We start from the raw sequence: 13,051 nt of genomic DNA, 5'->3' as shown, positions 1-13,051 counted from the left end.
GACGGTCATCCCAGAAGCCGCATCGACGATCTCATGCCCTGGAACTTTGCGGCCGCGTCAAGCCGCGCCGCGTAGGGGATCGCCGAGGCGCTTACAGTGACTTTTGCTGCGCGAGCCACTTAGAGGGTCAAACTGCGCAATGCCGGCATCCGAAGTATTGTCACCACCACGGCAGCCGCAGGTCGGACCATCGGCGAAGTCATCAGTGGGAAGACGGATGCTCTTTGCCGATGCCGATCGTCCGATCGGTGGACCGATGGTGGTTTGAGGAAGCACAATCAAACGACTCCGCTGCGCTCCATGGCCGAAGCTTGCGGTTACTGAGCCCGACGTTGCACTTTCTGCTTCCACAGAGACGCATACTCTTGAAGGGCCGCGGCCCTTTCGGGATTGAAGGACCCGGAGCAGTGTTGAAACGGCGGCGCAAAAGCCTCTCCACTTGCAAGCATCGCGGCACCCGCGCTGGTGCCGGTGGTCCCGGAGGCGCGGGATACGTGGGAGCCAGACTCGACGGCCAGCATTTCAAGAAAGATGCGATTGCTGGCGAACGGGCCTTCGACAATGATCGCTCCTTCATGGCCGATATTGGAGAGGCATTCGGTCGTCACCAGAGCAAGATAAAGCGCAACGGCGGCGCCGCGCTCGCCGGTTCCGATTTCGGGCTCCGAACCCAGCCACCCGGTTTGATAGCCATTAAACGGCCCGGTCTCGGCGGCCAGTGCCGGCATCAGCATGATCTCATTTGCCAATACGACTTCCAGATTATCCGGTGTTGGCTCTGGGTAGGGTCCGCCGGACGCGAGGTCATGTTCGCGCCCCCCCATGAAGCGTGCTGACGGGGCCGGATCACCAAGGGCTGTCACGTTGATCAAGGTATCGAGGCCGGGATCAAGCGACACGGACGTCCCACCGATCGACATGGCAATCACCCATGTCCCGGTTGAAATGACGCTGAACGGGGGCTCTTGTGCAAGAACATACGGAAGCAACGAGGCGTTGGAATCATGGATGCCGCAATGAACGGGGGTATCGGGCGGCAACTGCGTATGCTCCGCAATCTGCGGCAGAATGGTCCCGAGAACGTCTGATGGTTTGCGGACCGGGGCCAGTTTGTCTGTGATTGCGAGCGCCCCGGCCAATGACGAGAACTCCCCTGCCAGCGGGTTCCAAAGGTCGGTGTGACACCCGAGCGACGTGACGTCCATCGCTGCTACCCCGGTCAACTTCGCGCCCCAGAATTGCGGATACGTGACGATCTGGTGCGTATTGGCTTTCAATTCGGGATCGGTTTGAAACTGCCAGAACAATTGCGCGCCGATATTCAGCCCGCCCGCCAGCCGCGGTGATCCGGTTTCCGAGAATGGCGGCCTGATGGCGTTGTAATTTTCGGCCAGCTCATCGGGGCCGTTGAATTCATAGTCGAGGATCGGCGCGGCAAGTTCACCCTTACTGTCAAGAAGTGCAGCGCAGGCACCGTGCGTTGTGATCGAAATCGCATCAATGCCATGCGCCGCTTGGAAATCGCGCAGCCCGTCCAGCAGAAAAGCCCAGTGGCCCTCCACGTCGAAATGCGGCCAGGGTGGACCGGGCAGAACCGTGTTTGGGCGCGTGATCACCGCAATCTCGGTCAGGCTTTCCCGGTCGACCAGGGCGAGTTTCGCGTTGGTCTTTCCGATGTCTATGACGGCGACATGGCGTGTCATGGCATGTGAAACACGGTTTCCAGAGGTGTGGCCACCGGTTCATTGCTGGGCTGGGTCTGCATGATGTCAGCCATATGCGCCCACCATTTCTGCATGACGGGATGGGTGCGCAGATCCTCCATGGTGTGGTCGTCCTTTCGCCACAGCACGGCGAATAGGGTGTTGGCCTCCGTATCCAGATGGATTGAATAATCCGATATTCCCGTCTCTTTCAGAAGCGTGACAAGTTCAGGCCAGATCTCGTCATGGCGTCTGATGTATTCGTCGCGGCAGCCCGGCTTCAGCTGCATCTTGAACGCGTATTTCTCCATCAACGCGCCCGCCACACGGACCAGAGGCGCGGCAGGGCGATGACCCCGATCAGAAGCGCGCCTATGACGATGGACATGACGATGCCGGGCACGTTCAGCAGGCCCAGCCCGAAGGTCACCAACCCCATCACGAAGGCTGCGATGACGACGCCGGCAATCGTGCCCGAACCGCCCAGAATGCTGACCCCGCCAAGCACCACCATGGTGACGATCTCAAGCTCCCATCCCGTCGCGATGGACGGCCGGGTGGACCCGAGCCGTGCCGTCAGACAGATCGCGGCGACACCAGACATCAGGCCCGTCAGCAGGAACAGGATGAACTTCACTCGCTGCACGCGGATGCCGGAAAACATCGCGCCGGTCGCGTTGTTGCCGATCGCATAGACTGCGCGGCCGAAATTGGTTTTGTGCAGGAGAACGGCGTAGATCAGCGCGATGATCGCAAAGAGCACGAATTCGAAGGAAATGACCCACCAGACGTAGCCCTGCCCGAACCAGGAAAAGCTTGCCGGGTAGCCGCGGAAGGCCTGGTCCCCCAGCACGATGAAACTGATGCCCCGGAAGAGGCTCATGGTGCCGATGGTCACGACGATGGAAGGCAGCCCCATCCGCGTGACCAATACGCCGTTGAACGCGCCGCAGAGCAGGCCGACCCCGAGACCGATGAGCACCAGACCCGGTGTACCGACACCCATCTGAACCGCTGCCCCCATGGCGGTCGACGCAAGCGCGATGATCGAAGCCACCGACAGATCAATCTCCCCCGAGATGATGAGCAGGGCCATCGCGAAGGCTATCATCGCCTTTTCGGTGAAGTTGAAGGTTGCGTCGCTCAGGTTCCAGGCGTTCAGGAAGTAGGGCGACGCGAAACTGTTGGCTATGAAGATGCCGATGGCCACCAGCAACAGCAGGGTTTCCCAGCTCTTCAGTCGCTGTTCGAGCAGAGACCTCAGGCGGTCGGGGATCGTGCGAACTGTTGTGCTCATGTTGCCTGCTCCGCACGTTTGAGGATGATGCGGCCCTTTTCGCGGTTGGCCTGCGCGTTCAGGGCGACGGCAATGATTATCGCGCCACCCGAGATGGCCAGCTGCCAGAAGGGCGAGATGTCGACGACCGGCAGAGCATTCTTGATGATGCCAAGGAACAATGCCCCAAGAAGCGCCCCCGCGACCGTGCCGATGCCGCCCATGATCGATACGCCTCCGATCACGCAGGCCGCGACCACGTCAAGCTCGAACCCGCCGGCAATATCGACGTAAGAGACAGCAAAGCGCGACACCCAGAGGTAGCCCGTCAGCCCAGCCAATGCGCCCGATATCGTGAAGGCCCAGAACTGCGTCTTGCCGACGTTGATACCGGCATAGGTCGCAGCATGAGGATTGCCGCCCGCCGCGTAAAAAGCCCGTCCCAGTGTTGTGCGGGTCATGACAACCGTGAACACGATAACCGCGATGATCGCGATCCAGCCGAGGACCGGCAGGCCGAGGATCTCTGTGCGCGGAAAGGCCTTGAAGGTCGGGCTCATCTCATGGCTGTTGACCCATTTGCCGTCGGAGATCACGAAGATGATGCCGCGAAAGATGGTCATCGTGCCAAGCGTCACGACGATCGGCGGTATGGCGAGCTTCCAGACAAGCAGGCCGTTGAACATGCCCAGCAACGTTCCCAGCCCAACTGCGATGGCGAGGATCACGGCAATCGGCAGGCCTGGCGCCGCGACGTTCACCATGGAGACTACCATACCTGTCAGCGCAAGGTTTGCCGCAACGCTGAGGTCGATGCACTTGGTCAGGATGACAATCATCTGACCAACCGCCAAAAGGATCAGCGGCGAGGTGTCGTTGAACACATTGGCGAGGTTTGCAGGCGTGACGAAGCCCGGGAAACGAGATGAAATCAGGCCCAGCAACAAAACGATCGCCCCGATCAACAGTGCCTCGCGTGAGGTAATGAAGCGTTTGAGCATGGCGGGTTCCTTCAAATACCTGCGGCGTGGCGAACAAGTGTTTCAGGTTGCAGATCGCGGTCTGCCAGTTCGACGATGATCCGCCCTTCGCGCATCACGATGACGCGGTCGGACATGCCCATGATTTCGGGGATTTCCGAGCTGACCATGATAACGGCGAGCCCCTGCGCCGCGAGTTCCGCCATGAATTCATGCACGGCGGCCTTGGACCCGATATCGACGCCCTTGGTGGGCTCATCCAGAATGATGACCTTGGGCTGCGTTGCCAGCCACTTGGCAATGACGACCTTCTGCTGGTTGCCGCCCGAGAGATTTCCGACATGCGTGTCCAGTGACGCCGCTCGCAGATCGAGCCGTTCGGTGTATTCGCGGGCCAGCTTGAATTCCTCGGCGAGCTTCAGAAAGCCCCTGCCGGAAATCCGCCCGAGCGATGGCAGTGTGACGTTCTGAAAGATCGGCAGATCCAGGATGGCCCCCTGCCTGCCGCGATCTTCGGGCACGTAGACGATCCCGTTTTCGACGGCGTCTGCGGGTGACTTGATTTGCACGGTCTTGCCGTCGATCTCGACCGTCCCTGCAGAGGGTCGTGTGATGCCGAAAAGCGACTGCATGAACTCGGAGCGACCCGCGCCAACAAGGCCGTAGAAACCGAGGATCTCGCCTTTGCGCAGGGTAAAACCGATATCTTCGAATTCCGTTGGATGGGAATAGCCTGCGACCTTCAGCACTGTCTCCCCCGGATTGGGCGTGCGCGCCGGAAAAATCTGGCTGACATCGCGGCCCACCATCATCTTCACCAAGTCTGCCTCGGTGACATCGGCAATCGCGCCGTCGCCGATCAACTGGCCGTCACGAAAAACGGTGTAGTTATCCGCGATGCGGAAGATTTCATCGAACTTGTGGCTGATGAACAGAATCGCCTTGCCCTGGGCCTTCAGGCTTTCGACAAGCTCGTACAGCTCCTCGATTTCCTTGTGCGACAGGGCCGCTGTCGGCTCGTCCATGATGACGACGCGCGCGTCGATGGACAGCGCCCGCGCAATGGCCACAAGGTGCTTGTTCGCGATGCCGAGGTCCTTGAGCTTGTGTTCAGGGTCAATATTCGCGCCGATCCCTGCAAGGATGTCTTGCGCCTTTCGGTTCATGGCCTTGAGGTCGATCAGCCCAAACTTTCCCCGCGGCGCATGCCCGAGAAAGATGTTTTCAGCGACCGAAAGCTCGTCAAACAGCACGGTTTCCTGGTGGATGGCCGTCACGCCATGGTCCGCCGCCGCTTGCGGAACCGGAAAGGTGGTCGATTTTCCGTTTACGAGGATCGTCCCACCATCAGGCTGATAGATGCCGGTCAGGATCTTGACGACCGTGGACTTGCCCGCGCCGTTTTCCCCGATCAGCGCCGTGACCTTCCCCGGCACCAGGCGCAGTGAGACCTCGGACAGGGCTTTGACACCCGGGAAAGTCTTTGTGATGCCTTCGAGCGCCAGGACCGCGGCGTCCTCGGTCGCGCCTTCGGGCGTCAGGATGATGTCCGATTGTTTCAGCATCGAAGGTCCCGGGCTTCTGAAGAATGGAGGCTCCGGCGCGGTTTGGTCACGCGCGCCGGAGAATTGTCCAGATGGCTTAGAAGATCGATTTGAACTGGTCGATGTTGGAGGCATCGTAGACGAACGGATCTGCCATCGCCGCCGAGTTGGTCTCGTCAAGCGTGATCGTGCCCACGCGACCAATCGAGATCTCGGCACCCGGCTCGGCAGTGGCCTCACCCGAGGCAAGGGCATGAGCGATCATGGTGGCAGAGTAGCCCAGATCGATGGGGTTCCAGATCGCAAAGGACTGCGATGCACCGCTTTCGATCGCGCCCGCCATTTCGGATGGCAGACCAAGCCCGGTCACGTTGACCTCGCCAACCTTGCCGGCGTCGACCACCGCCTGAGCGGCGGCAACGATGCCGACGGAAGTCGGCGCGATGATCGCATCGAGATCAGGGTAGGATTGCATGAGGCCGGTGGCTTCCCGATAGGACTTGTCAGCCAGGTCGTCGCCATAGACCGTCGAGACCACATTGATGCCGGGATAGTCGTCCATGACCTTGTTCATCTCTTCGATCCAGATGTTCTGGTTCGTCGAGGTCGTGGTCGCCGACAATACGGCAACGTCGCCGCCATCCGGCAGATGATCGGCGGCCAGCTTGATGATCATGTTGCCGATAAGCGCGTTGGACGACGGGTTCAGGTGCACCTGGCGACCTTCTTCGGCGACGCCGGAGTCCCAGGAAATAACTGTGATGCCGCGCTGCATTGCCTTCTGGAGCGTTGGAACGAGTGCATCGGTGTCATTGGCCGAGACGGCAATAGCGTCGACGCCTTGGGCAATCAGCGAATTGATGACCTCGATCTGGCCTTCGGCGGTCGTGTCGGTCGGGCCGGTATAGATGATCTCCACCCCGCCCAGTTCCTTGGCCGCCTCTTCAGCACCCTCGGCAGCGGCTTCGAAGAAGCCAATTCCAAGTGCTTTGACCACAAGCGCGATACGCATGTCGTCCTGCGCCAGTGCGGATGTGCCGAACAGGCTCGCTGCCAGGCTGAGGCCGGTGGTGAGTTTGGTAAAAGTGCGACGTTTCATTGGTTTCCTCCCTAAAGCACGTTCGCGTGTCGGCCCCCACTACGAGGCCACGTTTTTCTGAGCGCCCCCTGGTTGGGCAACGATCAGCGTCACTTCGGCGGCCTCGAGCATCGCGGCCGCCTTGTCTGAAATCTGGTCATCGGTGATGACAGTGGTGATCCGGTTCAACGGGCAAAGAACGAGGCTGGAGCGTTGTTCGAACTTCGTGCTGTCAGCCAGAACGACCAGTTCATCCGCTTGGCCGATAAGCTTCTGTTCGGCCTGGATCAGCAACGGATCAGCCTCCATCAGGCCAAGCGGGCCGAGACCCTGAGCACCCATGAACATGCGGCGGGCGCAGAAATTGCGTGTCACATCATTGTCGAAGGGCGACAGGATGATGTTCTGCTCGCGGTAGATCGCGCCGCCGGACAGCATGATCGTGTTCTTGGAATGCTTGAGAAGATGCTCGGCGATCGGAAAGGAGTTGGTGAACACCTGCATCCGGCGACCGGCCAGGGGGTGAACCATCTGAAAGGTCGTCGTACCGCCATTGATGATGATGGCATCACCATCGTCGCAAAGATCCACCGCAGCCGCGGCAATCGCCTGCTTCTCGGCGATCCGCATCGTTTCGTTGACCGAAAACGGACGCCCGGCAAGGCCGACGAATTGAGGCGGGCTCAGCGCCTCTGCGCCGCCACGCACACGGCGAAGCTGCTTTTCGTGATCCAGCGTTGCGATGTCTCGCCGGATCGTTGCCTCTGACGCGCCGGTCAGGTTGCAAAGCTCGACCACAGTGACAACCGGCCGCTCTTCGACTGCTGACAGAATGATCGTGTGCCGCTCTTTCTCGTGCATTCACTTGGCCTCCCTGGTGACACAAGCTGTCCGGATTCGCCGCACCTGTCAATCACAAACAATCATAAACCTTCATATTGCGCTGCAGCATGATTGGAAATGCTTAATCGTGATTGACAAACCGTCGCACTCCGATCAGCTTGTCGGCGGACATCATTGCTGGGCGCGTTGCGCCGACCGGGAGGAAAAATGTTGAAATCATTGGAATCTCAGCTTCTTGAAAGCCGTTGGGACGACGAGGCTGTACAAGGGATGAGCGAATCGGAACTCCTGCTCTATCGCTCGAATATTCTCGGGTCGGACAAGCGCGTGACCAATTTTGGCGGCGGCAACACTTCCGCCAAGGTGATGGAAACCGATCCCTTGACCGGTGAAGAGGTGGAGGTGCTCTGGGTCAAGGGCTCGGGCGGCGACATCGGCTCGATCAAGATGGATGGCTTTGCGACGCTCTACATGGACAAGCTTCAGGCTCTGAAGTCGCTCTATCGAGGCGTCGAGTTCGAAGATGAAATGGTCGGCTATCTGCCGCATTGCACGTTCAGGCTCAATCCGCGCGCGGCCTCCATCGATACGCCGCTGCACGCATACGTGCCGCGCAAGCACGTGGATCACGTCCATGCCGACGCAATCATCGCGATTGCGGCCTCGAAGAACTCCAAAGAACTGACGCAGGAGATCTACGGTGACCGCATCGGTTGGCTGCCGTGGAAAAAGCCGGGCTATGAACTTGGTCTCTGGTTGGAAAAATTCTGCATTGATAATCCTGATGCGGACGGCGTCGTTCTGGAAAGCCATGGTCTTTTCACCTGGGGCGACACCGCGAAGGCGTGCTACGACCAGACCATCGATGTGATCAACGTCGCGACGAAGTGGCTGGCCGAGCGCAGCGAGGGCGTCGCACCCTTTGGCGGAGCCATCCACGAGAGCCTTTCCGCCGAGGAGCGCCGCGCCGTCGCCGCCCGGCTCATGCCGGCGATCCGAGGGTTCGTTTCGGGCAATCAGCACATGGTCGGCCATTTCAACGACAGCGACCCGGTTCTCGAGTTTGTCAATGCAAGGGACCTGGAGCCGTTGGCCGCCCTGGGCACTTCATGCCCCGATCATTTCCTGCGCACGAAGATCCGCCCGCTGGTGGTGCCTTTCGATCCGGCGAAAGGCAACATAGACGCCGTCATGGACGGATTGCCTGACCAAATCGATGCCTACCGCAAGGACTATGCAGCCTACTACGAGCGCTGCAAACATGACAACAGTCCGGCGCTGCGCGACCCGAATGCGGTGGTCTACCTGGTGCCCGGTGTCGGCATGATCACCTTTGCCAAGGACAAGGCAACTGCCCGCATTTCCGGAGAGTTCTACGTCAACGCGATCAACGTGATGCGCGGGGCTTCGGCGGTGAGCGAGTATCAGGGGCTGCCCGAGCAAGAGGCCTTCGACATCGAATACTGGCTGCTGGAGGAGGCCAAGCTTCAGCGCATGCCGAAACCGAAATCGCTTGCGGGCCGGGTGGCACTAGTTACCGGCGGCGCGGGCGGGATCGGCGCGGCCACGGCGAAACGCTACCTGGCCGAAGGGGCCTGCGTGGTGTTGGCGGACATCAACGAAAACGCCCTGGCGTCGACACAGAACAATCTGTCGGGCCATTTCGGCGCCGACGTTGTCCGCAGCGTCGTCATGAACGTGACCAGCGAAGAGGCGGTCGCCGCGGCCTTTGCCGATGCCTCGGTCGAATTCGGCGGCGTCGACATCCTGGTGTCCAACGCCGGTATCGCATCGTCCGCCCCGGTCGAAGAGACGTCGCTCGCGCTGTGGAACAAGAACATGGACATCCTGTCAACGGGCTATTTCCTGGTCAGTCGCGAGGCGTTCAAATTGATGCGGGTTCAGGACATGGGCGGCGCGGTTGTCTTTGTCGCCTCCAAAAACGGTCTCGCCGCCTCGCCGAATGCCGCCGCCTACTGCACGGCCAAGGCCTCCGAGATTCACTTGGCACGGTGCCTCGCGCTTGAGGGCGCCGAGGCCGGCATCCGCGTCAACGTCGTCAATCCGGATGCTGTCCTGCGCGGCTCCAAGATCTGGGAGGGTGACTGGCTGGAACAGCGCGCCGACACCTATGGCACCGACAAGGACGGTCTGGAAGAGATGTATCGCCAGCGGTCCATGCTCAAACGCTCTGTCCTGCCCGAAGACATCGCCGAGGCGTGCTATTTCTTTGCCGCCGACGCTTCCGCCAAATCGACGGGCAACATCATCAACGTGGATGCGGGCAACGTCCAGGCGTTCACGCGATAGGATAAGACCGATGAGCTATGAGACAGCGAAAGCCGCGTTTGCCGACTGGGGTGTCGATACCGAAGCCGCCTTGGATCGCCTAAAAACCATCCCGATTTCCATGCATTGCTGGCAAGGCGATGATGTCGTTGGGTTCGAACAGAAGTCGGGTGCCTCTGGTGGAGGCATTCAAGCGACCGGGAACCATCCGGGCCGCGCACGAAATCCCGACGAACTGCGTGCCGACCTCGAATTCGCCTATTCGATGATCCCCGGAAAGCACCGGCTGAATCTGCACGCAATGTACCTGGATACCGACGCGACCCCCGATCGGGACGCGATCGAATTTCAGCATTTCGCGCCTTGGGTCGACTGGGCCAAGGATCAGGGCATCGGTCTGGATTTCAACCCGACCTTCTTTGCCCATGCCAAGGCGGACGACAATCTGACGCTCAGTCACCCGGACCAGGGCATCCGCGAGTTCTGGATCGAACACGGCAGGCGGTCCCGCGATATCGCAGCCCGAATGGGCGCGGCCCTGGGTTCGCCTTGCGTGAACAACATCTGGGTGCCGGACGGCTACAAGGACACCCCCGTCGCCCGCATGGCGGCGCGAGCGCGGCTGGAGGCATCGCTCGATGCGATGCTGGCCCCGCCGCAGGACAAGGCGCAAATGCTGGACGCCGTCGAGAGCAAACTTTTCGGGATCGGCGTCGAGGCCTGCACCGTCGGCAGCCACGAGTTTTACATGGGGTATGCGATCCGCAAGGGCACGCTCCTGTGCCTGGACATGGGCCATTTCCACCCGACCGAGAACATCGCCGATAAACTGAGCTCGGTCGCTTTGTCGCTGGACGAAATCCTGCTCCACGTCTCGCGCCCGATGCGCTGGGACAGCGATCACGTGATCCTGCTGAACGACGACATCCTGCAAATGGCGCAAGAGCTGGTCAGCGCCGATTTGCTGGGCCGCACCCATATCGGGCTCGATTTCTTCGATGCCACGATCAGCCGGACCGCGGCCTGGGTGATCGGTACGCGCAACATGCAAAAAGCTTTGCTACGCGCGCTGCTGTTGCCTTGGACTGCTTTGGAATCAGCGGAAAGCGCGCTCGACTACACGACGCGCCTGACGGTCACGGAAGAGTTCAAGGATATGCCGTTCGGCGCGATTTGGGATGAATTCTCCGCGCGGGAAGATGTTCCAAATGGTCAGGCACTCATCAAAGAGCTCGACAGCTACCAAAGCAGCGTATCAGCCCGCGATTGAGGCCCCCCGAATCCGGGAGGCCGCAAGGCATTAGCCAGCTCTATTCATTGACCGCCACGGTGCTTCCGGCCTGGCAGGAGCTCGCAGAGCGCTTGAGGGCCCTTTGGTAGAAGGCGCAGGATGCTGCACAGCGCATGAAAGCCTGCTTCGGGAAGCCGTGCCGACAACAGCTGTCCGCGGCTCCAGCGGCATCGCGGTCTAAAGCCGGACACCCCGGACGACAAGCGCCAGCCGGGGAACCGCCAGGCCCAACCCGGTGGCAAACGATCTATGGAAGTCCTCGAATGCCGCTCTGAAAGCGTCGCGCCGGTCTTGCGAAAGGGCGGCGTATGTGGCCGCGACGGGACCGAAGCCATTGACGTACTCTTTCCAGATCGTTGTCACATCCGGTGCGTAGAGGGTCGTCACCTGTTCGCGGAGGTCGATCTCGAAACGCTCTCCGACGACCTCTTTCAACCAGCTTGCGTGACCCCAGTCGAAGGGTGAGGTAGGTGGCGGGGGCGCATCGGACCATTCTCCGACCAGCCCAAAAAAGCGCGCGATATAGCCATCGGGTTCGTCTGCCCATGTTGCGAGCGCAAGGCGGCCACCGGGTCGGAGCACACGCGCCATCTCGGCCACGGCCTTGGTTGGTTCGCTTGAGAAGATGACACCATAGGTCGAGATCACCCCATCGAAGCTTTCGTCCCGGAAAGGAAGTGCCTCTGCCGCCGCTTGTTGAAAGACCGGACGGGGATCCAACCCGGCTGACAGAACCTCGGCCGCTTCGAGCATGCCTGGTGCAATGTCCACGCCCGTAACGCTGGCACCACGCCAAGCTGCAAGCCTGGCAGCCCAACCCGTGCCCGTTCCGATATCGAGGATGCGTTCGCCGGGCCTTGGCCAGAGGGCCTGAACCGTGTGCGAGATGGTGTCGGACAGGCCGAACGAAATCCCGTCGTAAGATTTGCCTGGCTGGCCCCACATCAGTGCTTCAGGGCTCAATGTGTCGACGTTCATCCTAGCCTCCCTTCAGTGATTCCGGAGCGATTTTGCCGATCGGTTCCGCCGCTGGATACTCCACGATCTGTAGTATTCACGGCGAGGAAGCTGGGGTATCCTGCACAAAGCGGGGGAGGCCGCCATGAAGAGCTATGGTCAATTTTGCCCCATCGCCAAGGCTGCGGAAATCTTTTGCGAACGCTGGACCGCGCTGGTCATCCGGAACCTTGGGGCCGGCGCACAAAGGTTCAGCGACATTCACCGGGGCGTTCCGCATATGTCTGCAACGCTCCTGACCCGGCGACTGCGCCAACTGGAAGCCGAAGGCCTTGTCGAGCGGAAACGCAGCGACACGGGCAAGAGCTGGACCTATCACTTGACCGACGCCGGTGCCGAATTTCTTCCCCTGGTGGGCGCGCTTGGTATCTGGGGACAAAGATGGACACGACGCGAACTTAGTGAAGGTGAGCTTGACTTGGGGCTTTTGATCTGGGGGCTGGAATACTCGGTGGACCCGATGGCGTTCGGACCGGAGCGTCATGTACTTCGGCTCGACGTGTCCGACCAGCCGGAGCACAAGAGGTTCTACTGGTACGTGTGCGAGGGCGGACGCCTAGATCTCTGCGTTTCCGACCCCGGAGGTGGGACCGACCTGTTCCTGGAGGCCACATTGGCGGATTTGATCCGGGTCTATCGCGGAGACGTTCCTCTTGCGGCTGCCATGGAAGACGGGCGGATAACGGTCGATGGCGCACCAAAGCTCATGCGGCGACTTGCGCGCTGGTTCAACTTCGACACAATGGCAAGGACACCCCCAGCGGCGGGCGGCCCCGTCCGGCGACCGGCATCGGAGCCCTCGAAATCCCGGTAGATCGGAAACGCGAGGTCATGACGCGATCAGGAGAGCCGGTTCCGTGCCTTTCGGTTGCCATGGATTCTCGTGCTGTTGGAACCAGTCATTCGGGCAGTGACACGAACGGCAGCAAAGTCCGGAGGCTGTGTGGAAACGGGCTGGGACTGCGCGGATTCTTAGGCGTCCGGTTTTGGACGCGACTTTCGTCGTTGATCCTGTGTGATCCTTCAGATT

Annotated in this window: 11 protein-coding genes; 3 read left to right on the top strand and 8 right to left on the bottom strand. The window is 60.5% G+C overall.

Annotated elements, in window-relative coordinates; translation table 11 throughout:
• Window positions 1-317 precede the first annotated feature (317 nt).
• The 7 genes from BMX57_RS20100 to BMX57_RS20070 all read right to left on the bottom strand — a co-directional run bounded on the left by BMX57_RS20100 (window position 318) and on the right by BMX57_RS20070 (window position 7,442).
• A complete protein-coding gene (locus BMX57_RS20100) occupies window positions 318-1,703 on the bottom strand; it encodes an FGGY-family carbohydrate kinase (protein WP_092371664.1) in 1,386 nt (461 codons plus the stop codon).
• Complete coding sequence (gene rhaM / locus BMX57_RS20095) at window positions 1,700-2,014, bottom strand: L-rhamnose mutarotase (RefSeq protein WP_092371661.1); 315 nt, start codon at window positions 2,012-2,014, stop codon at window positions 1,700-1,702. Before rhaM ends, BMX57_RS20100 begins: the two co-directional genes overlap by 4 nt.
• Window positions 2,014-3,000, bottom strand: coding sequence for an ABC transporter permease (locus BMX57_RS20090; RefSeq protein WP_092371658.1), 987 nt, complete (start codon window positions 2,998-3,000; stop codon window positions 2,014-2,016). The genes rhaM and BMX57_RS20090 overlap by 1 nt, the downstream gene beginning before the upstream one ends.
• Window positions 2,997-3,980, bottom strand: a complete 984-nt coding sequence (locus BMX57_RS20085; protein WP_092371655.1) for an ABC transporter permease — start codon at window positions 3,978-3,980, stop codon at window positions 2,997-2,999. Before BMX57_RS20085 ends, BMX57_RS20090 begins: the two co-directional genes overlap by 4 nt.
• A gap of 11 nt (window positions 3,981-3,991) precedes the next feature.
• The gene (locus tag BMX57_RS20080) at window positions 3,992-5,524 is read right to left on the bottom strand and encodes a sugar ABC transporter ATP-binding protein (protein WP_092371652.1); all 1,533 of its coding nucleotides are present in this window, start codon (window positions 5,522-5,524) and stop codon (window positions 3,992-3,994) included.
• Between the two features lie 76 nt (window positions 5,525-5,600).
• Complete coding sequence (gene rhaS, locus BMX57_RS20075) at window positions 5,601-6,602, bottom strand: rhamnose ABC transporter substrate-binding protein (protein WP_092371649.1); 1,002 nt, start codon at window positions 6,600-6,602, stop codon at window positions 5,601-5,603.
• A gap of 39 nt (window positions 6,603-6,641) precedes the next feature.
• A complete protein-coding gene (locus tag BMX57_RS20070) occupies window positions 6,642-7,442 on the bottom strand; it encodes a DeoR/GlpR family DNA-binding transcription regulator (protein WP_092371646.1) in 801 nt (266 codons plus the stop codon).
• Window positions 7,443-7,631: 189 nt separating this feature from the next.
• On the opposite strand from BMX57_RS20070, the gene BMX57_RS20065 reads away from it, so the two are divergent.
• On the top strand, window positions 7,632-9,734 hold the full coding sequence (locus tag BMX57_RS20065; protein ID WP_092371643.1) for a bifunctional rhamnulose-1-phosphate aldolase/short-chain dehydrogenase: 2,103 nt from the start codon (window positions 7,632-7,634) through the stop codon (window positions 9,732-9,734).
• Between the two features lie 10 nt (window positions 9,735-9,744).
• Window positions 9,745-10,983 carry an L-rhamnose isomerase gene (locus tag BMX57_RS20060; protein ID WP_092371640.1) on the top strand — a complete coding sequence of 413 codons (1,239 nt, stop codon included), beginning with the start codon at window positions 9,745-9,747 and terminating at the stop codon, window positions 10,981-10,983.
• A gap of 198 nt (window positions 10,984-11,181) precedes the next feature.
• On the opposite strand, the gene BMX57_RS20055 is transcribed toward BMX57_RS20060, so the two are convergent.
• Complete coding sequence (locus tag BMX57_RS20055) at window positions 11,182-11,982, bottom strand: class I SAM-dependent methyltransferase (protein WP_092371637.1); 801 nt, start codon at window positions 11,980-11,982, stop codon at window positions 11,182-11,184.
• A gap of 124 nt (window positions 11,983-12,106) precedes the next feature.
• On the opposite strand from BMX57_RS20055, the gene BMX57_RS20050 reads away from it, so the two are divergent.
• Entirely contained in the window at window positions 12,107-12,835 is a 729-nt protein-coding gene (locus BMX57_RS20050) for a winged helix-turn-helix transcriptional regulator (RefSeq protein ID WP_092371634.1), read from the top strand.
• Window positions 12,836-13,051: the final 216 nt, after the last annotated feature.

The organism is Cribrihabitans marinus (genome assembly GCF_900109035.1).
Classification (GTDB): Bacteria; Pseudomonadota; Alphaproteobacteria; order Rhodobacterales; family Rhodobacteraceae; genus Cribrihabitans; species Cribrihabitans marinus.
The sequence above is the reverse complement of the archived record's forward strand: the minus strand, read 5'-3'. Positions and strand labels throughout refer to the sequence as shown.

Coding starts and splice junctions, on each gene's coding strand:
- BMX57_RS20055 (WP_092371637.1), bottom strand. CDS start 11,982: ATGAACGTCGACACATTGAGCCCTGAAGCACTGATGTGGGGCCAGCCA.
- BMX57_RS20100 (WP_092371664.1), bottom strand. CDS start 1,703: ATGACACGCCATGTCGCCGTCATAGACATCGGAAAGACCAACGCGAAA.
- rhaS (WP_092371649.1), bottom strand. CDS start 6,602: ATGAAACGTCGCACTTTTACCAAACTCACCACCGGCCTCAGCCTGGCA.
- BMX57_RS20085 (WP_092371655.1), bottom strand. CDS start 3,980: ATGCTCAAACGCTTCATTACCTCACGCGAGGCACTGTTGATCGGGGCG.
- BMX57_RS20080 (WP_092371652.1), bottom strand. CDS start 5,524: ATGCTGAAACAATCGGACATCATCCTGACGCCCGAAGGCGCGACCGAG.
- rhaM (WP_092371661.1), bottom strand. CDS start 2,014: ATGGAGAAATACGCGTTCAAGATGCAGCTGAAGCCGGGCTGCCGCGAC.
- BMX57_RS20060 (WP_092371640.1), top strand. CDS start 9,745: ATGAGCTATGAGACAGCGAAAGCCGCGTTTGCCGACTGGGGTGTCGAT.
- BMX57_RS20090 (WP_092371658.1), bottom strand. CDS start 3,000: ATGAGCACAACAGTTCGCACGATCCCCGACCGCCTGAGGTCTCTGCTC.
- BMX57_RS20065 (WP_092371643.1), top strand. CDS start 7,632: ATGTTGAAATCATTGGAATCTCAGCTTCTTGAAAGCCGTTGGGACGAC.
- BMX57_RS20050 (WP_092371634.1), top strand. CDS start 12,107: ATGAAGAGCTATGGTCAATTTTGCCCCATCGCCAAGGCTGCGGAAATC.
- BMX57_RS20070 (WP_092371646.1), bottom strand. CDS start 7,442: ATGCACGAGAAAGAGCGGCACACGATCATTCTGTCAGCAGTCGAAGAG.